The sequence below is a fragment of the Vibrio sp. 1402 genome, assembly GCF_033340275.1.
The window spans coordinates 369,434-390,559 of record NZ_JAWOWE010000003.1; the positions used below are offsets into that span (position 1 = coordinate 369,434).

19 protein-coding genes are annotated in these 21,126 nt (G+C 46.1%); 11 read left to right on the forward strand and 8 right to left on the reverse strand.

The genetic code is table 11. From position 1 onward, the window contains the following. Positions 1-92: 92 nt before the first annotated feature. Together R7044_RS08095 and rpsU are read right to left on the reverse strand one after the other, a co-directional pair. Positions 93-536, reverse strand: coding sequence for a GatB/YqeY domain-containing protein (locus R7044_RS08095; RefSeq protein ID WP_005379720.1), 444 nt, complete (start codon positions 534-536; stop codon positions 93-95). 27 nt (positions 537-563) lie between these two features. After that, a complete protein-coding gene (gene rpsU / locus R7044_RS08100; RefSeq protein ID WP_001145625.1) occupies positions 564-779 on the reverse strand; it encodes a 30S ribosomal protein S21 in 216 nt (71 codons plus the stop codon). A gap of 230 nt (positions 780-1,009) precedes the next feature. Between rpsU and tsaD the strand changes: the two genes are divergently transcribed. Both tsaD and R7044_RS08110 read left to right on the forward strand, forming a co-directional pair. Next, entirely contained in the window at positions 1,010-2,026 is a 1,017-nt protein-coding gene (tsaD, locus tag R7044_RS08105; RefSeq protein ID WP_005379854.1) for a tRNA (adenosine(37)-N6)-threonylcarbamoyltransferase complex transferase subunit TsaD, read from the forward strand. 176 nt (positions 2,027-2,202) lie between these two features. After that, positions 2,203-3,018: an alpha/beta fold hydrolase gene (locus tag R7044_RS08110; protein ID WP_005379855.1), complete on the forward strand. Its 816-nt coding sequence runs from the start codon at positions 2,203-2,205 to the stop codon at positions 3,016-3,018. Positions 3,019-3,052: 34 nt separating this feature from the next. On the opposite strand, the gene plsY is transcribed toward R7044_RS08110, so the two are convergent. Then, a complete protein-coding gene (gene plsY / locus R7044_RS08115; RefSeq protein ID WP_225455467.1) occupies positions 3,053-3,664 on the reverse strand; it encodes a glycerol-3-phosphate 1-O-acyltransferase PlsY in 612 nt (203 codons plus the stop codon). Positions 3,665-3,914: 250 nt separating this feature from the next. On the opposite strand from plsY, the gene folB reads away from it, so the two are divergent. Genes folB through R7044_RS08130 form a run of 3 tightly spaced genes read left to right on the forward strand, consistent with a single transcriptional unit; the run spans position 3,915 to position 5,571 of the window. Beyond that, complete coding sequence (gene folB, locus R7044_RS08120; protein WP_005379859.1) at positions 3,915-4,274, forward strand: bifunctional dihydroneopterin aldolase/7,8-dihydroneopterin epimerase; 360 nt, start codon at positions 3,915-3,917, stop codon at positions 4,272-4,274. Next, positions 4,271-4,753 (forward strand): 2-amino-4-hydroxy-6-hydroxymethyldihydropteridine diphosphokinase, encoded by a 483-nt coding sequence (folK, locus tag R7044_RS08125; RefSeq protein ID WP_005387457.1) that lies wholly within the window; start codon positions 4,271-4,273, stop codon positions 4,751-4,753. The genes folB and folK overlap by 4 nt, the downstream gene beginning before the upstream one ends. A gap of 14 nt (positions 4,754-4,767) precedes the next feature. Continuing rightward, positions 4,768-5,571, forward strand: a complete 804-nt coding sequence (locus R7044_RS08130) for an undecaprenyl-diphosphate phosphatase (protein ID WP_033906080.1) — start codon at positions 4,768-4,770, stop codon at positions 5,569-5,571. 52 nt (positions 5,572-5,623) lie between these two features. Here the strand turns inward: R7044_RS08130 and R7044_RS08135 are convergent, their stop codons facing one another. Further along, positions 5,624-6,844: a multifunctional CCA addition/repair protein gene (locus R7044_RS08135; protein ID WP_053306866.1), complete on the reverse strand. Its 1,221-nt coding sequence runs from the start codon at positions 6,842-6,844 to the stop codon at positions 5,624-5,626. 137 nt (positions 6,845-6,981) lie between these two features. On the opposite strand from R7044_RS08135, the gene R7044_RS08140 reads away from it, so the two are divergent. The 3 genes from R7044_RS08140 (at position 6,982) to ggt (ending at position 11,288) form a co-directional block, all read left to right on the forward strand. Further along, positions 6,982-8,598, forward strand: coding sequence for an ExeA family protein (locus R7044_RS08140; RefSeq protein ID WP_025768392.1), 1,617 nt, complete (start codon positions 6,982-6,984; stop codon positions 8,596-8,598). After that, complete coding sequence (locus tag R7044_RS08145; RefSeq protein WP_005379904.1) at positions 8,598-9,284, forward strand: general secretion pathway protein GspB; 687 nt, start codon at positions 8,598-8,600, stop codon at positions 9,282-9,284. The genes R7044_RS08140 and R7044_RS08145 overlap by 1 nt, the downstream gene beginning before the upstream one ends. A gap of 273 nt (positions 9,285-9,557) precedes the next feature. Next, complete coding sequence (gene ggt, locus R7044_RS08150; RefSeq protein ID WP_025768393.1) at positions 9,558-11,288, forward strand: gamma-glutamyltransferase; 1,731 nt, start codon at positions 9,558-9,560, stop codon at positions 11,286-11,288. An 88-nt stretch (positions 11,289-11,376) separates the two neighbouring features. On the opposite strand, the gene R7044_RS08155 is transcribed toward ggt, so the two are convergent. From R7044_RS08155 to R7044_RS08165, 3 genes are all read right to left on the reverse strand, one after another. After that, positions 11,377-11,988, reverse strand: a complete 612-nt coding sequence (locus tag R7044_RS08155; RefSeq protein WP_005379900.1) for a TIGR04211 family SH3 domain-containing protein — start codon at positions 11,986-11,988, stop codon at positions 11,377-11,379. 178 nt (positions 11,989-12,166) lie between these two features. Then, positions 12,167-13,426, reverse strand: a complete 1,260-nt coding sequence (locus tag R7044_RS08160) for an inorganic phosphate transporter (protein ID WP_005379898.1) — start codon at positions 13,424-13,426, stop codon at positions 12,167-12,169. Positions 13,427-13,557: 131 nt separating this feature from the next. Then, a complete protein-coding gene (locus tag R7044_RS08165) occupies positions 13,558-14,238 on the reverse strand; it encodes a TIGR00153 family protein (RefSeq protein WP_005379896.1) in 681 nt (226 codons plus the stop codon). 212 nt (positions 14,239-14,450) lie between these two features. Here R7044_RS08165 and R7044_RS08170 point away from each other — a divergent pair, with 212 nt between their 5' ends. Next, positions 14,451-15,983: an inorganic triphosphatase gene (locus tag R7044_RS08170; protein WP_158159554.1), complete on the forward strand. Its 1,533-nt coding sequence runs from the start codon at positions 14,451-14,453 to the stop codon at positions 15,981-15,983. A 41-nt stretch (positions 15,984-16,024) separates the two neighbouring features. Here R7044_RS08170 and R7044_RS08175 read toward each other — a convergent pair whose 3' ends face one another. Then, positions 16,025-16,798, reverse strand: a complete 774-nt coding sequence (locus tag R7044_RS08175; protein WP_025768395.1) for a potassium channel family protein — start codon at positions 16,796-16,798, stop codon at positions 16,025-16,027. Between the two features lie 105 nt (positions 16,799-16,903). Between R7044_RS08175 and R7044_RS08180 the strand changes: the two genes are divergently transcribed. After that, positions 16,904-18,160 (forward strand): methyl-accepting chemotaxis protein, encoded by a 1,257-nt coding sequence (locus R7044_RS08180; RefSeq protein WP_005379890.1) that lies wholly within the window; start codon positions 16,904-16,906, stop codon positions 18,158-18,160. A gap of 113 nt (positions 18,161-18,273) precedes the next feature. Continuing rightward, positions 18,274-21,117 (forward strand): bifunctional [glutamate--ammonia ligase]-adenylyl-L-tyrosine phosphorylase/[glutamate--ammonia-ligase] adenylyltransferase, encoded by a 2,844-nt coding sequence (glnE, locus tag R7044_RS08185; protein WP_064368976.1) that lies wholly within the window; start codon positions 18,274-18,276, stop codon positions 21,115-21,117. Positions 21,118-21,126 lie beyond the last annotated feature (9 nt).

Here is a 21,126-nt window from a genome sequence, read left to right on the forward strand (position 1 = left end):
TATTGCCCATTGATTTCATTCCATCCATCCAGATACAAACAAGCCGTGCGCTCCAAAGGATAGCACGGCTTGCTGCAATTGGGTGGGGTACCTTAAGCCAATTTAGCGCGAACTAAACCGCTTACTTTACCCATATCTGCACGCCCTTGAATTTGCGGTTTCAGAACGCCCATTACTTTGCCCATGTCTTGCATGCCAGCTGCGCCAGATTCAGCAATCGCGTTCTCGATGAGAGCCGCTACTTCTTCGTCTGTCAGTGGTTGAGGCATAAAGTCCTCAAGAACGGTAATTTCTGCTTGTTCCGCATCAGCAAGATCTTGACGACCCGCTGCTTCAAACTGCGCTACAGAATCGCGACGTTGTTTAACCATCTTGGTCAATACTGCAAGAATGTCGTCATCGTTCAGAGTAATCTGTTCGTCAACTTCACGTTGCTTGATTGCTGATAGGGCTAAACGAATAGTACCAAGGCGCAATTTGTCCTTGGCTTTCATCGCTAATTTTTGCTCTTCTTTGAGTTGATCAATCAGAGCCATAACTAAATTCCTTTTGGAGCTCAGTTATTAGTACAGGCGAACGCGACGAGCGTTTTCGCGAGCTAGCTTCTTAGCGTGACGCTTTTGAGCTGCTGCTTTAGCGCGTTTGCGAACTGTAGTTGGTTTTTCGTAGTGCTCACGACGACGCACTTCAGAAAGGATACCTGCTTTTTCGCAAGAGCGCTTAAAACGACGTAGAGCAACGTCGAACGGTTCGTTTTCACGTACTTTAACTACTGGCATATGCCTTTCACCTCAGGGGTTATTCGTTAACGCTGGTATTCAACAGACCAAATCACAATTGTTAGGTCTCTTACCAGCTTGATCAAAAATGGTGCGGAATTTTAATCCGATCACAACTACTTTGTAAAGCCTTTTGTCGATTATTGTCTGTACAAAATTTGTTTGCAGCACCAAGGCGAGGTAATATGACGCCCAAATTTCCTCTATACAGAAAGCATACTGAGAAAACCATGCGCATTATTGGTATTGAAACCTCTTGTGACGAGACTGGCATCGCAATTTATGACGATGAAAACGGTCTCTTGTCACACAAGCTATACAGCCAAGTAAAACTGCACGCAGATTACGGCGGTGTGGTGCCTGAGTTGGCTTCACGTGACCACGTAAAGAAAACCATTCCTCTTATTAAAGAGGCACTAAAAGAAGCGAACTTAACTTCAAAAGACATCGATGGTGTCGCGTATACCGCGGGGCCTGGTCTTGTTGGGGCGCTATTAGTGGGTGCGACTATCGGTCGCAGTATTGCTTATGCTTGGGGAGTGCCAGCGGTACCTGTTCATCATATGGAAGGTCACCTATTGGCCCCAATGTTGGAAGATAACCCTCCACCGTTCCCGTTTGTGGCGGTATTAGTATCGGGCGGTCACTCTATGATGGTGGAAGTGAGAGGCATCGGTGAGTACAAAATTCTAGGTGAGTCGATTGATGATGCGGCGGGCGAAGCGTTTGATAAAACAGCGAAGCTAATGGGTTTGGATTACCCAGGCGGTCCACTATTATCTAAACTGGCGGAAAAAGGTACACCGGGCCGCTTTAAGTTCCCGCGCCCAATGACGAATGTGCCAGGTTTGGACATGAGTTTCTCTGGTCTAAAAACCTTTACGGCTAACACGATTGCTGCAAACGGTGATGACGAGCAAACCCGCGCGGACATCGCATTGGCATTTGAAGAGGCTGTGTGTGCTACGTTGGCTATTAAATGTAAGCGCGCGCTTGAGCAAACAGGCATGAAACGCATTGTTATTGCTGGTGGTGTGAGTGCTAACCGTCGTTTGCGAGCTGAGTTAGAGAAGTTAGCGAAGAAAGTTGGCGGCGAAGTTTACTACCCACGTACTGAGTTCTGTACAGATAACGGTGCGATGATCGCTTACGCAGGCATGCAGCGCTTGAAGAATGGCGAAGTGGCTGATATGTCAGTAGAGGCTCGTCCACGTTGGCCAATTGATCAACTAACACCTGTCGCTTAGTCAAATTTATGCGGTAGGTTTGAAACCGGTTCTTTGTAATAAAGGTCTCTGCTCCTCAGAGGCCTTTATTTTTAATTATTCAATGAACCGCCTCGTTTTACATTCTGACTGATGCGATCAGTTCGCGATTGTTTCAGTGCTAGGATGACGTGGAAGAATAAGAAATGGATATAACAATGAATAAGTTTGAAATTGAAGGTCAGCAACTTGCTTATCTAGATAAAGGTGAGGGCCCTGTGCTTCTATTTGGTCATAGTTACCTTTGGGATAGCCAAATGTGGGCGCCACAAGTTGAGGTTTTAAGCCAGTCATTCCGTTGTATTGTGCCAGATCTTTGGGCACATGGTGAATCGGACGCTGCACCTGCATCGACACAGTCATTGGCCGACTATGCACAACATATGTTGGCATTGATGGATCATTTAGATATCGAAGAATTCTCGATAGTGGGCTTATCTGTTGGCGGCATGTGGGGAGCTGAGCTAACGGCTCAAGCGCCGCAACGTGTTAAGTCACTGGTATTGATGGATACCTTCATTGGCTGGGAGCCAGAAGTTACGTATAAAAAGTATTTTGCAATGCTTGATACCATCAGCCAAGTCCAAGCAGTGCCTGCGCCAATTATTGAAGCCGTTGTGCCGCTGTTCTTTGCCAACAACGTCAATCAGGATAACCCTAAACTTGTCGCTTCATTCAAACGCAGTTTAGAAGAGCTGAACGGTGAGCGTGCGGTGGAAGTAGCTCGCATGGGGCGCATGGTGTTTGGTCGCCGTGATGTGATTGAAGATTCGGAAAAATTCGCTCTGCCGACGTTAATTGCGGTGGGCTGTGAAGATAAGCCTCGCCCGGTTTTCGAATCGTATTTAATGAAAGACTGTATCACGGGCAGTGAGTTGGTAGAAATTCCGCAAGCGGGACACATCAGTTGTTTAGAACAGCCGGAGTTCGTCAACCAAATGTTGTTGAACTTCCTGAATCGAGTTCATGCGTAACCAATGCATCCCTCTTTAAACGAAAAACTCGGCATTAAGCCGAGTTTTTTTGTGCCAGTTTCTTCTCGCCGATTTTTGGCTCGTCGCCAGACAAAAGCCGACGAATATTTTGATGATGCTTAAATACGATTAAGCAACACAGCATAGCAACAGGTAACGTGTATTGCGGTTTAAACATCCAAGTATAAAACGGAGTGACCAAAACCGTGACGAGAGCCGCTAAGGATGAATAGCGGAATAGCGCGGCTACTGACAGCCAAGTTAACATCACCAATCCTGTTAAGTCCAAACCAATCGGAGCGATAGCGCCAAGCGCGGTTGCGACACCTTTTCCGCCTTTAAAGTGGAAAAAGATGGGGTACATGTGGCCAAGACAGGCAGCAATGGCGATGACGCCAAGAATGATAGGGTCGATACCAAGAAAGTATCCGCCCCACACGGGGATAGTGCCTTTGAGCATATCGCACAACAAGACTGAAACAGCGGCTCCTCGTCCGCCAATACGCAATACGTTCGTTGCTCCAGGATTGTTAGATCCCACACTGCGTGGGTCTGGCAGTTTTAAGAGTCGACAGATCAAAACCGCACTGGAAACCGAACCTAATAAATAGGCGGCCATTGTCATTATCAGTGCCAGTGCGTCCATAGAAGTCCTTGATGGATTGGAATTTAATGCTCGGTTCCCGCGTAGTTGCTATCATACCCCGAATTTACATAATGCAGAAATCCTCACTGTGATAGAGCTTGCATTATGTGATTTCTTGTATATAAAGATGCTTTCGCAGTTTATACCTAAGTAACATTGTGATGACCAAAGTAAATGTTACTTAGGTATAGAATACTACGATCAAATTACCCCTCACGGGTATCCGACCTCTGTAATAGAAGGACATAAGATGGCTCTGGATAAAGTTTTTATTGAACAGTTAGAAGTAATCACCACAATTGGCGTGTACGACTGGGAGCAACAAATCAAACAAAAGTTGGTTCTAGATATTGAAATGGCACACGATAATAAACCTGCGGGCAAAAGTGATGATGTGCAAGATGCACTGGATTATTCGCAGGTGAGTGAGGCGGTACTTAACCACATTGAAAATGGTCGTTTCTTACTGGTCGAGCGCGTGGCTGAAGAAGTAGCAGAGCTTATCATGCTGCGTTTCTCAGTGCCTTGGGTGAAAATCCGCCTAGCGAAGCCTGGCGCCGTGCCGCAAGCACGTGCTGTTGGTGTGGTGATTGAGCGAGGCCGAGCATGATCACCACCTATATCGGTGTTGGGACGAACGTAGAAAGAGAGCAACATGTGCTTGCTGCGTATCAGGAGCTGCAACGGCTTGGAGAAAATCTCCTCGTATCACCGATATATGAATGCGAACCTATTGGTTTTAGCAGCAAGAATTTCTACAACTTTGTCGTTGCAATGCGTACCGAGTTGTCATTAGAAGAGTTGAGCCATCAACTACGCGAGATTGAATTTAAGTGGGGACGCGAAGAAAACGCGCAAAAGTATCAGGATCGAACACTGGATCTCGATATAGTGTTGTTCGGTGAGCGCGTCTCCAAGAAAAAACCTGAGCTACCTCGCAGTGATATCTACAAATATCCTTTTGTCACAAAGCCGCTGTATGATCTCGAACCGCAATTAGTGATCCCAGGCGATGGACGCACAGTCGCAGACATTTGGCATGCTATGCAGCCAGTCGATTCGCTCAAACCCGTTTCCTTTCATTTTTAATTTGAGTTGTTTACATGAGTTATTTTGAAGCCTTTATTTTGGCTCTGATTCAGGGGCTGACAGAGTTTTTGCCTATTTCAAGCTCTGCCCATTTGATCCTGCCTTCCGCTATTTTAGGATGGGAAGACCAAGGTCTAGCCTTTGATGTTGCTGTTCACGTCGGTACATTAATGGCTGTCGTGATCTATTTTCGTCATGAAGTAATCACTTTGTTTCAAGCGTTATTTGCTTCGATCTTTAAAGGAGATCGCAGTAAAGAAGCTAAATTGGCTTGGATGATCGTGATTGCGACGATTCCAGCTTGTGTGTTCGGCTTATTGATGAAAGACATCATTGAAGTGTATCTACGTAGCGCTTACGTTATCGCGACTACTACGATCGTATTTGGCCTGTTGCTATGGTGGGTAGACAAAAACGCTAAACTCGTTGCCGATGAATACCAAACGGGTTGGAAGAAAGCTGTATTTATCGGTATTGCTCAAGCCTTAGCGATGATTCCTGGAACTTCACGTTCAGGGGCGACCATCACAGCAGCGCTTTACCTTGGCTTTACTCGAGAAGCGGCTGCGCGCTTTTCATTTTTAATGTCGATCCCAATCATTACATTAGCTGGTAGCTACTTAGGCATGAAGTTAGTGACCAGTGGTGAACCTGTCCATGTTGGTTTCTTAATGACTGGCATTATCACATCGTTTATCAGTGCGTACATCTGTATCCACTTCTTCTTGAAGATGATTTCACGCATGGGCATGACACCGTTTGTGATTTACCGTCTGATTTTGGGCATCGGTTTGTTCGCTTTTCTATTAAGTTCATAATTGATGTTAACGAAAAACGCCCGCGAAATCCGCGGGCGTTTTTGTTTGTTCGTTACTTCTTAAGTGCTGCTTTCACTGCTTCAATACGTCGTTTTTCTTGCTCGTCACGAATCGCAGGGCCTTTAAAGCCCTCTTTGATTATGATTTGAACGTCAACTGCCGCTGCTGCTTGGTAGGCTTGCCTAAAAATATCCGCCTGTGGATATGGTTGCGTTTCCAGTCCTTTACGACCAGCGTGATCCGCTTGGCAGCAAAGCAAGATATCTTGCAGACGTTCGGACTTACGCCACACATCGAGCTTATTGAGTATTTTAATTATGGTTTGTGGTTTAAGTTCAGCCGCGCGATGAATATTGGAGTGCTGTTCGCACACCATCAAGGCTAAATCACGAAACTCATTTGGTACCCGGACACGTTCGCACAGCTTTTTGATCAGTTTTAATCCTGTATGGCAATGCATTTTGTGGCTTGGCCATTCGCTCTCTGGCGTCACGCCCTTACCCAAGTCATGCACTTGGGCGGCAAACCTGACGGGGAGTGAGTTACTCAATTTTGCGGCTTGCTCTGCCACCATCAAAGTATGGATGCCAGTATCAATTTCTGGATGCCACTTCTCAGGTTGAGGTACGCCAAATAGTGCATCAATTTCAGGTAACACCACGGTTAATGCACCACAGTCTCGTAGAACCGATAAGAAAATATCAGGGCGAGGAGTAGAGAGAGATTTATGCCATTCTTGCCAAACACGCTCGGGAGTCAGTGTGCTCAGCTCTCCGGACTCTGCCATGTGACGCATTAACCGCATGGTTTCGTCGGCAACCGTAAAGTTTAGATCAGCAAGCTTCGCTGCGAAGCGAGCGACACGTAAAACGCGTAGAGGGTCTTCAATAAAGGCGTCTGATACATGGCGTAGCAGTTTATCGTTGAGATCTTGCTGGCCACCATATGGGTCATGGATCGTGCCATCACTCTCCATTGCCATCGCGTTAATGGTTAAATCACGACGTATCAAATCTTCTTCTAAGGTGACGTTTTGATCGAAGAAACATTCAAAACCAGTGTAACCAGAACCTGACTTTCTCTCTGTTCGTGCAAGGGCATATTCTTCTTTACTTTTGGGATGCAGAAATACAGGAAAGTCTTTACCAACGGCGGTGTATCCTTGGGACAGCATCATCTCGGGCGTCGCGCCTACGACCACCCAGTCGTTGTCATAACTATCAATTCCGAGCAATTTATCTCGAACTGCGCCACCTACTAAATAAACTTGCACGAATTACCTCTTAATTTATGGATATGCCGTTGGACATTGTAGCAAGCAATGGTACTTTTCTTTACTCCTAAGAATAGAAGAAGAGCGTTTATACCATGTCTGACTATTCCCAGGTGGTTTTTTAGCTGGAGAGCCTAATGTATAAGGACTTTTTTGGGTTTGTCGAACAACCATTTTCGATTGTTCCAAACTCACGTTATTTGTATTTAAGCCAACGTCACAAAGAGGCAATCACACATCTCCAAGCTGGGCTAGGCGATGGCGGTGGCTTTGCTATGCTTACTGGCGAAGTAGGTACAGGCAAAACGACCGTCGCAAAAGCGATGCTGGCGAATTTGGGTGATAACACCAAAGCGGGTCTTATTCTCAATCCCACGTTTTCGAGTAGAGACTTGCTCGAAGCCATTTGCGATGAGTTCAAAATCACCTATCCGCCAGATGCAAACCTCAAACAGCTAAACCAGGTTATCCATCAATATTTGCTGCGTAATTATCGTTCAGGCTGGCAGACATTGCTGGTCATTGATGAGGCTCAACACCTTGCTGCCGACGTTCTAGAGCAGTTGCGCTTGTTGACCAACTTGGAAACCGATACCAGAAAATTGCTCAAAGTGTTGTTGGTCGGGCAGCCTGAATTGCAGCGGTTATTACAAACAACACAACTACGCCAACTTGCCCAGCGTATTACCGGGCGTTATCACCTGTTGCCGTTGGATGAAAAAGAGACAGAAGATTACATCGCATTTCGACTACATACAGCAGGTGGCGACCAGCAACTGTTTAATCGTGCTTCTTGTAAACTTATAGCCAAATACAGTCACGGTATACCGCGGCTCATCAACCTTATCTGTGACAAATCCCTCAACATTAGTTATCACCAGGGTAATGTGGTGGTGGATAAGCAAACCGTTCAGCAGGCCTGTGAAGAGGTGATGCAGTTTCAGGCAGATATTTATCAGCAAGATAAAAAAGAGCGCCGGACTTTCCGTTGGCCTGCTTGGGGCTCTGTCACGGTAGGCCTTATTGCTGCATTAAGTACGGGGTGGGCGGTCGTGAATTATATGCCAGCTCAAGCGACGTCAGTGTTGACACAAGTGACGGAGCCAAGAGTAGAGCCAACACCAACCGTCGTAAGCCAACAGTTAACTGATGAGCAGCGTGATTTATTGTTAACACAAAAACAGTCGAACCTCGCTGTAAATGATTTGTATCGTTTGTGGGGGTATCAAGCATCGGTTCGCGATAATCTTTGTTTGTCAGAACCGCAGTCGACTATGCGTTGTGAGCGTAAAATGGCGACTTGGCCGCTGTTGATGCAACAAAATCGCCCTGTGATCTTGGAGTTGAATTATCAAGGTGATGTTGGGTATGTCATTCTATATGCCGTCGGTAATGACCAAGCTGAAGTGCTCAATGGCAAGCAGCGTCTGCGTCTGCCAGTTTCGTGGCTAAAGCCGTTGTGGCAGGGCAATATTATCGAACTGCGGCATGCTCCGCTGAATGAAACATTACGTTTAGACATGGAAGGCCCTGCGATTGAAGTATTAGACCGATTATTAGCAGAAGCGGTGAGTGAGCCACTGCTTGAAACGTCTATTTTTGATGGTGCGATGAAAGAGCGAGTCGAGTTATTTCAACGTTGGCAAGGAATTGGTGTCGATGGTATTGCAGGTAAGCGAACGCTAGACCGACTTCAGCAAAATGTTCAGCCAGATGCGCCTCAACTGGCGAGAATAGAGAAGGAGGACGCATAATGTCAGCTGTGAAACATATAGGTCTCTTCTTGCTGCCAATCACTGCTTCTGCTATCGGAGTCGCTTGGTACTTAGATCTCTTTGCACCGAGTGTTGAAGTAGATACAACGTCCCCGATAGAAAAGGTCGAAGTGGTATCACCTTTCAAAGTATTAGACTATCCAGAGAACACCCAGTTGGCCCAATTGCCAAGAGAGTGGCCAAGTGCAGAGCTATCGCGTGATTTTGGTACATTTACCACCCCCGATGAATACACGAGCCATACACCAAGCAGAGATGAAACACGCGACTCAGCATCAACCCAAACGACTTCTGCTGCTGAAGAGGACCTCGGGTTGTCTTTGGATGATCTGGATTTATCCTCATTATCTCCAGATTTAGCTAGGAAGGTCGAAAATGCCTTATCCCGAGATGATGACAATTCGTCATCACAAACGGCACGCGTGAACGATTTAGAGCGCAACGCTCACCAGTGGCAAGGGCGTCTACCTGCGCTTAATTTGCAAACCCATATGTACGCTAGTGATGAAAATCGCCGTTGGGTGAAAATTAACAATGTTGAGTATCATCAGGGGGATGTCGTTGATGATCAGGTCACTCTAAGAGAAATACAACCGCAAGCTGTGATTGTTGAGTTCCAAGGTGAGCAAATTCGTATACCAGCGTTGTATGAGTGGAAAGGGTAACTCTTGTAGAAACACATCAAGCCAGCGAAATCATATCGCTGGCTTTTTATTTTTCAGAGCATCTTTTGCATCTATTCTGGTGATGATTTCTAGATACTCAAACAAGCAAAATATAGCTTTCCTCAGTCGTTTAAATAGCACCAATATCATTCATCTATTGATAGCGCGATTCCAGTCAGCGTTGTGTAAAAAGACACCATCTTCACGAACTTCGGAGTAATGACTTGGTCCACGTTAGACCCCATCACATAATAGGAGTCTAAACAGAGACACATGCGTATTCTGATTTTTTCTTTAAGCATTGTTGCATCGACAAGCTATGCAGCAAAGCCAGACCCATTCCCAGTTACACCAGATAGTCGCGGGCAAGATTTCATGGTCAGTGCGACGAATCCTTACGTGAGCAGTACCGGTTACTCAATATTGAAAGAAGGCGGTAATGCTGTTGATGCTATGGTCGCGATGCAGATGGTGATGTCTGTCGTTGAGCCAGATATGACCGGAATTGGCGGCGGGACTTTCGCGCTGTTTTATCAACATGACGAGAAAAAATTTCTGGCCCTTGATGGTCGAGATGAAGCGCCCTCTAGCGCGAACCCTGAAATGTTTGTTGAGAATGGGGAAGTACTCAGTCGCAACGAAATATTAGGCCCTCGTTCTGTTGCGGTTCCGGGCACATTGCGGTTGCTTTACACCACTCATGAACAATATGGCAAGTTGCCATGGGCAGAGCTGATTAAGCCGGCGATTACATTGGCGAGCAATGGGTACGCGATGAACAGCTACACCTACGACATCGTAGTAAGAGAGCAAAGCCGACTTGAGCAAGATCCGGAAGTGAAAGCCTTGTATTGGCAAGGGGACGATATTAAGCCGACGGGAACCTTGATGAAGAACCCTAAGATGGCTGAGACGCTGAGGAAGATCGCGCAACAAGGCGATCGTTACCTTTATGGTGGTGAGCTTGGTCAGCACATCGTAGAGACGGTTAATAGTCGTATTGATGACCAACACGAGAAGTTGTCTTTAGAAGATTTTAAACATTACCAAGTGAAGCAGCGTGACATCATTGAGAGCGACTACCGTGGGAATAAAATCGTCTCTTTTGGTTACCCAGCTTCGGGCGGTGTGATGGTCGCTCAGAGTCTTGAACTGCTCGCACCCTATGACATTGCCCATATGGCGAAAACGGATGTGGAACCTTGGCGTCTCATGACTGAAGCGATGCGAATTGCAAAAGCCGATCGTATTGCGTATGCCGGAGATCCGGATTATGTGGAAACGCCAGTTGAACAGTTGTTGTCTAAAGCCTATCTAGATCAGAGACGTGATTTAATCCCTGATAATGGCACTTTAAAAGAGGATCCAAAAGCAGGACAGATAACGCAAACTCAGTATGCGCAATATCAAGGCTTCGAGAGCAAAGATACAGGGCATATTTCTATCGTCGATAGAGATGGAAATGCAATTGCGATGACCAGCACGGTAGGAACGGGTATGGGCTCGGGTGTGATGGTCGATGGCGTTATCTTGAATGCGCAGATGGCTAACTTCTCACCTCAGCCAACGGTTAACGGCAAGCCTACGCAAAACTCAATTGAAGCGGGCAAGCGTCCACGTTCGGCTATTACGCCATTAATGGTGATGGACAGTGATGATAACTTGCGTTTGGTGGTTGGGTCACCAGGTAGTTCACAAATCCCGGGGTATGTACTCAAAACCGTGGTTGGGGTGCTGGATTGGAATTTATCAGCGCAAGAGGCTATTGACTTACCAAACATCCAGTATGGCACTAAGATAGACCGCACCAAGTCTTATGACCCGACTGGTTTGCTGGTGGAAAAGAAAACGTTCGCAGAAATGTTGGTGCCTGAGTTTATGGAGCTTGGCTACCCAGTGCACGTTATTCCAGTGGTAAGCGGTTTGAATGCAATTGAGCTAAAAGATGGCAAGCTTTATGGCGCAACGGATCGTCGTCGAGCCTCTAGTTCAATGGGGGAGTAGTACTCACTTCTATCAAACGAAGCAAACTAAAAAGCCAGTCAATATCGACTGGCTTTTGCGTTCTTTTTAAAGATAAAAGCGTAAGGGTTTATGCCCAACCCGCAGGAGAGCGCTTTCTACGAGGCATGACATGCGGAAGAATCAAACCAAATAGTAAACCTAAACCTGCAACACCGCCGCCATAAGTGAAGTACTTAAGCAGCATGTCATCTTTTTGTGTATCCAGCTTTGCGCGTAGCTCGCGGTTTTCTGTTTCAACAGAAGTAAGCTGATCACTGATCTCAGAGTATTTATTTTCTAGATCTGAAATTTGTTGGTTACGTGTTTCGAGAGAGGTAACAAGACCTGCTTTCTCTGCATCAGAAGTTTGACGAGCATTAGCAAGCTGCTCTTTTACTTCGGCTAGCTCTTTCTCAATGCGAGGAAGGCGAATTGCCATGCTCTCTTGGTTTGTCACAAACTTGCTTTGTACCCAACCAGTGCGACCACGGTCATCACGAACTTGCGTGTAGCCAGTATCTCGGTTGGTTTTAATCAGTTGTACTTTAGAACCGGCGTTAACACTACCAATAATACGGTAGGTGTTATTTGGACCTGAGTGCATAAAAGTGAAGAGGTCATCAGAAATATAACGGTCTGCTGCTAGGGCCGCTGGCGCTGCTAGCAAAGTAAACAAAACCGTGATGATTAGTTTTTTCACAGTAAATCCCTTAACGATTTTTCTTGGAGACAGCGTTGGCACCGAATGATTGGAGCCGGAAATAGACGAATAGTATGCAGTTTCAAACTTCGGTGCAACAAAGAAGGGAGGCAAAGCCTCCCTTTCTGTGCGTTTGAGTCAATAATGACAAAGCGCTTACATTCTATTGACGAGTGTCTTAAGCGAACATCGCTTGAAGTCCGTAGAAGAATACTACGGCCAATAACGCACCCGCTGGTAGTGTAACGATCCATGATGCCACGATGTTACGAACTACGCCTAGGTTCAGTGCTGCGATACCACGAGCAAAGCCAACACCGAGAACCGCACCAACCAATGTTTGAGTGGTTGAAATTGGCAGGCCTGTACCAGACGCTAGAACTACCGTACATGCTGTTGCTAGCTGTGCTGCAAAACCGCGGCTAGGCGTTAGCTCAGTGATGCCTGTACCAACGGTTGCCATTACTTTGTGACCTAGTGTTGCAAGACCGACCACGATACCAATACCACCAAGAGGTAGAATCCACCAAGCGATGGTGCTTTTCGTGCTGATTTCGCCCATGTGTTCAACAGTCGATACGACAGCAGACAGTGGACCAATGGCGTTTGCAACGTCGTTTGAACCGTGTGCAAATGCCATCGCACAAGCGGTGATAACCATCAGAACGCTGAAGATACCTTCCACGCCAGAAAAGCTGCGGTCTTCTTCGCGATTAGCGAATTTTTTCTGGATGTATACGTAGCCGCCAATCATCACAAGTGCTGAAACTGCTGCTGCCCACATCCAGGCTTCACCATTGGTCAGGTGAAGACCAACGTGTTTTAGACCTTTTTTGATGGTTACAAGTGCAATCACCATTGTTGTGATGAACATGTAAACAGGTACAAAACGTTTCGCGTTAAACAGAGGGTTCTCAGTATCAAAAATCAGGCGCTGTGCGCTGACAAAGATAACGTAAGCAAAGAAACCTGAAATCACTGGCGTAATAATCCAGCTACCAACAATGCCTTGAACGCTGCCCCAGTCAACCGCTTCAGTACCTACTGATACGCATGCAAAACCAATGATTGCACCGATGATTGAGTGAGTCGTTGATACTGGCCAGCCCATGTAAGAAGCAAGAAGCAGCCATGTACCTGCTGCTAAAAGCGCAGACATCATGCCGTAGACAAGAACATCTGGTTGACTAGCAAATAAAGAAGTTTCGATTACACCTTTACGGATAGTGTCGGTTACTTCACCGCCTGCAAGGTAAGCACCTGCAAATTCGAAGATCATCGCAATGATGATAGCTTGTTTTACAGTTAGCGCTTTTGAACCTACAGATGTACCCATCGCATTAGCAACGTCGTTCGCGCCAATACCAATCGCCATCATGAAACCAAAAATCGCTGCAACAATAATCAGGACAGTGCCGTAGTTCGCAAGGATATCCATCGTAATACCTAGTTGTTTTATAACAAGCGGAACAAAATTTTACGCGCGCCAAACCATAAGACGATGAAAATAGTCATCGTCCCTATGACACGTGTTAATTATGCTCTTCGTTATGTCGTTAACTTTATGTTTTAAGATCGAGATAGCATGACTTCCAAACGAGCACCTACGCGCTGCGCTTGGTCGGCAATACCACCTACCCATTCAAGAATCTTGTATAGGAACATGACATCGATAGGGTTCATGTCAGCTTCAATCACCATCAACTGTTGGCGAAGTTCAATCTGCATGGCATCGGTATCATCTTCGATAACGTCTAATTGATGAATCATTTCAGCGACGAGCGTCACTTCACGGCCTTTGAAGCCGGTTTCTAGCAATTCATCAAGTTCATTGATTACCTTTTGCGCCTGATCGGCAGCATCAAGACAACGTTGAACGTAAGCGAGGAAGTTTGGTTGGAGAGCCTCAGGGATGACAAGTTGACGACCATATACACGGCCAGCAATGTCTTTTGCCAGGTTTGCAAGTTTGTCCTGTTGAGTCAAAAGCTCAAGCATGTCAGTACGGTCGACTGGCATGAACAAACCGCGAGGCAGTTTTAGACGGATTTCACGTTTCAGCACATCCGCTTCTTTCTCTAGGTGAGAAATTTGTGCACGGATTTCTGCTGCTTTTTCCCAATCACCCTTTGAAGATACTTCAAAGAATTTCACCAAGTGTGAACAACATTCGTTGACACACACAACGTGGCGTTGCAAAGGCTTAATTGGGGACTTTGCAAATAACCCCATAATTGTATTTACTGGCATGGTCATTCAACCTAATAACTATAACCTTAAAAAAACATACACCATTTCTGAGTGCTTGGCGAAATGTTGAACGATGGCTATAAAGGCGCGCATGGTAACGCATTAAATCGCTCATTAAAACTGTTTTAGATCATCATTCCGGCGATATTTCTCTCTTGCCGTGTGAGAAATTACGCAATATCCTGTTTCTATCTGCTTTGAAAGGTATAGCTATGGAAACCGAAATAGAACTGAAGTTTTTTGTTTCTCCTGAATTTTCAGAAACTTTAAAAGAAAAAATTTCTGAGACAAAAGTACTTCAGCATAGTTGTCGTGACTTGGGTAACACCTATTTTGATACTGCCGATAAATGGCTTCGAAAGCACGACATTGGTTTAAGAATTCGCCGTTTTGATGATGTATTCGTCCAAACCGTAAAGACAGCAGGACGCGTCGTCGCAGGCTTACATCAAAGACCAGAATACAATGCTGAGCACACTAGCGACGAGCCTAATCTGTCGCTTCATCCTCTAGATATTTGGCCTCCAGGTAAAGATGCAGAAACGCTGCAATCCGAGCTTATGCCATTATTCTCGACCAACTTCACACGTGAACAATGGCTGATTGGCATGCCCGATGGCAGTCAGATTGAAGTTGCCTTTGACCAAGGCTTAGTTGTAGCCAAAGGTGAAGACGAAGAAGAGAAGCAAGAGCCGATTTGCGAAGTTGAACTGGAACTTAAGTCAGGCCAAACCGAAGCTTTATTCACGCTGGCACGCAGCTTTTGCGAGCAAGGCGGTATGCGCTTGGGTAACTTGAGCAAAGCGGCGAAAGGTTATCGACTTGCAAGTGGTTATGCGGGTGATGAAGTAAAATCATTGGCACTTGTGGACAGTAGTCCGACGGATACCGTTGAATTTTGCTTGATCAACTCTTTAGAGCACGCTTTGTCTCATTGGCATTATCACGAGCAAATTTATGCTGAGCGTGACAGCGTGGAAGCACTGCGTGAAATCAATAATGCCATTCGTTTCATTCGTCAAACATTGACTATTTTTGGCGGGATTGTCCCTCGTCGCGCGAGCGCGATTCTGCGCCAAGAGCTTAAATGGTTGGAAGAAGAACTGAGTTGGTTGGATGAGCATGCACACCTTGAAGAGCTTTTAGATGACAAAGGCAATGTGCTGCGCAAGTTGGATGCGCGTAAGTTCTTAGTATCTGAGTTGACTCAGCAGTTACAAGAGTTGCCAAGCCGTGAAGAAGTGCTAGGGTTGCTCAATTCCGCGCGTTACACAGGGTTACTGCTGGATCTAAGCCGCTGGATCTTGGCGCGCGGTTGGCAGCCATTTCTTGATGAAAAAGCACGTGAAAAAATGGCAAGTAACATCATGCCGTTTTCAGTTACTCAGCTCGATCGCACTTGGGCTGAGCTAATGGAAGCTTTCCCAGCAGAGCGCGATTTGACGGCGCAAGAGTACGTTGATCAGCGTTATCGCTTATTGCGTAACCTCTATACTGGTATTGGTTTCGCGAGTTTGTATAACTCGGATGAGCGTAACAGCTTCCGTTTACCATGGGCGGATCTGGTGCATGGTATCGATGATCTGCTAATGCTGAACCACTTGCTCCCGTTGGTTGATATGCTGGAAGACGCAGAAAAAGAGCAGTTAGAACGCTGGTTGCACCGTCAAGAGCGCTCAATTTTGCATGCAATGGATCAAACCCGAGCGATCAGTATGGAAGTACAGCCTTATTGGCGTGAATGATCGTTCTGGTGGTAACGACAAAAAAATAGGACCGCATGGTCCTATTTTTTTGTCTCTGTTTTACGTTGTTGTAGCTCTTTTTCCATGAAATCGAGTCGTTCTAGTATTTGCGCTTGTTGGGTTAGGAGCTGCTCGAGCATACGTTCTTTATTGATTGAACTGTGTGTCTGTTGTTTCGTTGGGGCAGTAAGGATAGAGGTGATAAGACCCGAGATCATACCAAAGATACCCACCCCGCAAACAATGATGATGACAGCCAAAAACTTTCCTATGGAGGTCACAGGATAATGATCGCCGTAACCAACCGTTGAGATTGTTACAAATACCCACCACAAAGCATCGGCGCCAGTACGAATATTCGCTTCTGGGTTTTTCGCTTCGATAAACAGCATTGCACTAGAACCGAGTGTTATGAGGATAACCATCAATAGCAGTATAGAGGCGACCGTGGTTTCGCGGCGGTTTTCTTTGAGCTGATGCAAAATGAACTTTGACGAACGCAGTACTAATACCACTCGCATAATATGAAAAATACGAGCAAAGCGCAGGGGCTCTATCAATGGGATGCTCGCCACGAAATCTATCCAATGACGTTTAAGGAATAACCAGCGATCTGTGGACCGGATCAAATCAATGGTGAGCTGTAGTAGAAAAATACTACAGATTATGAAATCCAGACCGATAAGAACTTGACGGGTTTCGTGATCGATCGGGAAAAACAACAAGCCAGAGATCACAAATAGTGCCATAAAAGACAATATTAGTGACAACAGGCCCATCGGTCGTGTGCTGTCTTTGATATCATTGTTTTTCATACGAAGCTCAAAATAAATCGCGTAACCACGCAAAGCGCGAACATAACTATAAGTAATATAAAGATTATAGATAAAGACTATATAAGACTCGGTGGAGAACTGACAATGGAAAAGCTGGCATTTAAGCCATGGGAAAGGGTCATATCCGACATTCGACTGGTGCCTAAAATGGTCATGTTGATGGTCTTCAGTACTGTCCTGATCGTGGCAAAACAACTGTGGGACGCAAACACTTTTTACGACTCACTTTTAGCGGCGACACAAAACGCGCAAGTTGCCCAACAGCATTATGAAGCATATTTAACGCAAGTTGCTTGGCAAACCGCCTTATTGATTGTGGTTTTTGTCGTGCTCTTATTAGCGGCGGCTAGAGTGATGTTGCGTCAAACACAGTATCTGAGCGACGCGATCAAACTGATGGCGAGCAAGAACCTCTCTGTTCCATTTGGTATGGATTGTAAAGATGAATACGGAGACGTGGCACGTGAATTAGAAAAGACACGTCGACAATTGCACGATGTTATTCAAATGCAAATTAATGCGTCTGATGAATTATCAACGCTCACCGAAGTCATGACGCTGAGCATGTCGGAAACGAAGGAATCGGCGCAAGAAGAGTTTAACGAAATTGATCAACTTGCTACGGCGATGAGTGAAATGTCGTCGACGGTCCAAACGGTTGCGGAACATGCCCAGACGGCATCTTCTCTAACAGAGCAAGCTTCCGCACAAGCAATTTCTGGTCAGCAGTTCTTGCAAAGTACAATGGCGAAAATGAGTGAACTTTCGTCGGATATCGCTTCATCGGCACAAGCGGTTAACCAAGTTGAAGAACGTGTTGAAGCCATTGGTAGCGTTGTAGGGACGATTCAAGGCATTTCTGAACAAACCAACCTGCTTGCACTGAATGCGGCGATTGAAGCGGCGCGAGCTGGCGAGGCTGGGCGGGGTTTTGCTGTGGTTGCAGATGAAGTTCGTAACCTTGCCCAACGTACACAACAAGCGACGGTAGAAATTCAAGAGATGATCGCACAGCTGCAAACCAGTGCTGAATCTGCGGTAGAACTCATGGAAAAAAGCGTTGTAGAAGCGGCAGATGGAAACGAGCTAGTTTCTAATGCTGGATCTGAGCTCGATGGTATTGTTGGGCAAGTGACGCAAATCAATGACATGAACTTCCAGATCGCGACGGCGTCTGGTCAGCAAAGCAGTGTTGCAGAAGAGATGAGCCAAAACCTCACCAATGTACGTGAGTTGGTTGAAGCCTCAGTTGTTGTTGTTACCGAGCTGCTAGAAACCTCTGAAATGATGCAAAATAATGCAGGTGAGCTAGACAAGAAGATCAAATCTTTCCAAGTTTAATATTCGATCCCGAACTTTTGATAAAACGCCCACAAACCTTTTGTGGGCGTTTTTATTTGCTTTCAGTCTGGTATAAAGAATGAGTTACCGTGCTTTTCAAACAAGGAAGAAAAATGCAGCTGCCTTCGCCACTGATTTCTATCGCTGAATCTGCCGTACAAAACGCCCAAGACGCAGGTTATTTTCCCCTTTGGCCCGATGAGGTTGCGCAGCAATTTCGTTATGTGGCGGGCTTAAGCCAGTTTATAACTGAAGCCATTCATCGCGATGAAGTCCTAGCCCGTGAGTTGCCAAGTATGTTAGCGCAGCCAAGTCGTCAGGAGTCTTACCGCTCACGCCTTGCTGAACTGTTGGAACAATGTCCTGATGAGATGTCTGGTCATCGCGTATTGCGTCAGTTTCGCAATCGAGAAATGGTGTACATTGCGTGGAAGGATTTCACGCATGCATGGTCTCTAGAGACGTCTTTAAGCCACTTATCTGAGTTGGCAGAAGCGATGATTTTTGAAACCTATCAATGGCAATATCAAGTGTGTTGTCAGGAGTGGGGCACGCCAACAAGTGAGGACGGTGAAGTGCAGCCGATGTTAATTATCGGCATGGGGAAACTGGGTGGTGGCGAGCTAAACTTTTCTTCCGATATTGATCTAATTTTCACGTATCCAGAGAATGGCGAAACCCAAGGCGCACGCCGCAGCATTGCCAATGCCCAGTTCTTTACTCGTCTTGGTCAACGCATCATCAAAGCGCTCGACCAACAAACCTTCGATGGTTTTTGCTACCGCGTCGACATGCGACTTCGCCCATTTGGAGAAAGTGGCCCCTTGGTAATGAGCTATGCCGCACTTGAAGATTATTACCAAGAGCAGGGGCGAGATTGGGAACGTTACGCGATGATCAAAGCTCGGGTGATGGGATGTGAGATGTACCCGCAGTATCAAGAGCTACGCCAAATGCTGCGCCCTTTTGTTTTTCGTCGTTATATTGATTTCAGTGCGATTCAATCTTTGCGTCGAATGAAGTCGATGATCAGTAGCGAGGTTCGCCGCCGAGGGTTGAATAACAACATTAAGCTAGGTGCGGGTGGCATTCGAGAAATTGAATTTATCGCTCAAGTTTTTCAATTGATTCGAGGTGGTCGAGAACCTTCTTTACGTAATCGAGGGCTGTTGGAAACGCTGCAAGGCATTGAAGAACTGGCATTGCTTACTCCACAAGAAGTCAGCGATCTAGAAGCCGCATACAAGTACTTGCGTCAATTAGAAAACTTGTTGCAAGCAATGGCGGATAAGCAAACCCAGACGCTGCCTGATTGCGAAACCGAACGCTTAAAGCTCGCCACCGCGATGAAAATGAGCTGTTGGGAGCAATTGATTGAGCAAACCCAGCAGCATATGGCAAATGTTCACCAAGTTTTTGAATCACTAATTGGTGATGATGAAGAAGACGAGGGGACTACCGTTGCTCGTCATTTTCATGAGCTATGGGATATGGCCGACAAACAAGATGTTCTTGAGCATATCTTGCAGCAGGATATTCAGATTGAAGACTTTGCTTCATGCGCGAAAACCATCATCAACTTTAAAACCGATCTGGCCAAAAAAACGTTAGGCCCACGTGGACGCGAAGTGCTCAATCGTTTGATGCCGAAAGTGTTTGATGCGGTCTTTGCCCATCCTGATGCACAGTTTGGTTTATCTCGTGTACTTCACTTGCTACACAACATCTGCACTCGCACGACTTACTTGGAATTATTGGATGAGCATCCAGCGGCTCTGGTGCAGCTCGTACGTTTGTGTACCGCAAGCCCAATGATTTCAGAGCAGCTGTCTCGTTATCCTATCTTGCTTGATGAGTTGATCGATCCTGCGCAGCTGTACAATCCCATTCCATTAGACAGTTACCGTACAGAGCTACGTGATTATTTGGCGCGTATTCCTGAAGATGATATGGAACAGCAAATGGAAGCGTTGCGTCAGTTTAAGCAAATTTGTATTTTGCGTATTGCAGCGGCAGATATTGCTGGCGCATTGCCAGTGATGAAAGTGAGTGACCATTTAACTTATTTAGCGGAAGCTATCGTTGATGCGGTGATCAGTCAGGCTTGGTTGCAAGTGTCTGAAAAGTACGGCGAGCCAACGCATGTGAAAGATCGTGAAGGTAAAGGCTTTGCTGTAATTGGCTATGGTAAAGTCGGAGGGTGGGAGCTCGGCTATAACTCCGACTTGGATATTGTCTTCATGCATGACTGCCCAGTCAATGTCTACACTGACGGCAAAAAAGAGATTGATGGTCGTCAGTTCTACCTTCGTTTAGCACAGCGTATCATTCATATTTTCTCCACTCGCACCGCTTCCGGTATTTTATACGAGGTCGATACCCGATTGCGTCCGTCCGGTGCATCGGGTTTGTTGGTTAGTCCAACGGACGCGTTCGACGACTATCAACATCAAGACGCGTGGACATGGGAGCATCAAGCACTTGTCCGCGCGCGCATGATTTATGGTGATGAACCACTGGCAATTGCATTTCACAATACGCGGCATGATGTGCTGTGCAAAGCACGCGATCAAGCTGAACTGAAAAAAGACGTTGTCGAAATGAGAGAAAAAATGCGCGGTCATCTTGGGGGGAAAAAGCCAGGCCGCTTTATGCTCAAGCAAGATGTAGGTGGGATTACCGATATCGAATTTCTCGCTCAGTACCTAGTGCTCAACTATAGTCACGATAAGCCGAAATTGACGCGTTGGTGTGATAATGTGCGCATCTTTGAAACGCTCATTGCGCAAGATGTTATGGACGAAGACCAAGCAATGCAGTTGATACGTGCTTACACGACAATGCGCAACGAAATACACCGCCGAAATCTACTCAATTTAGACGCTGATGTGGTGGAAGATAAGTTTGTTGCCGAAAGGGAGTGGGTAAAACAGGCTTGGAATCAGTGGTTCAGTTAAGACCATATA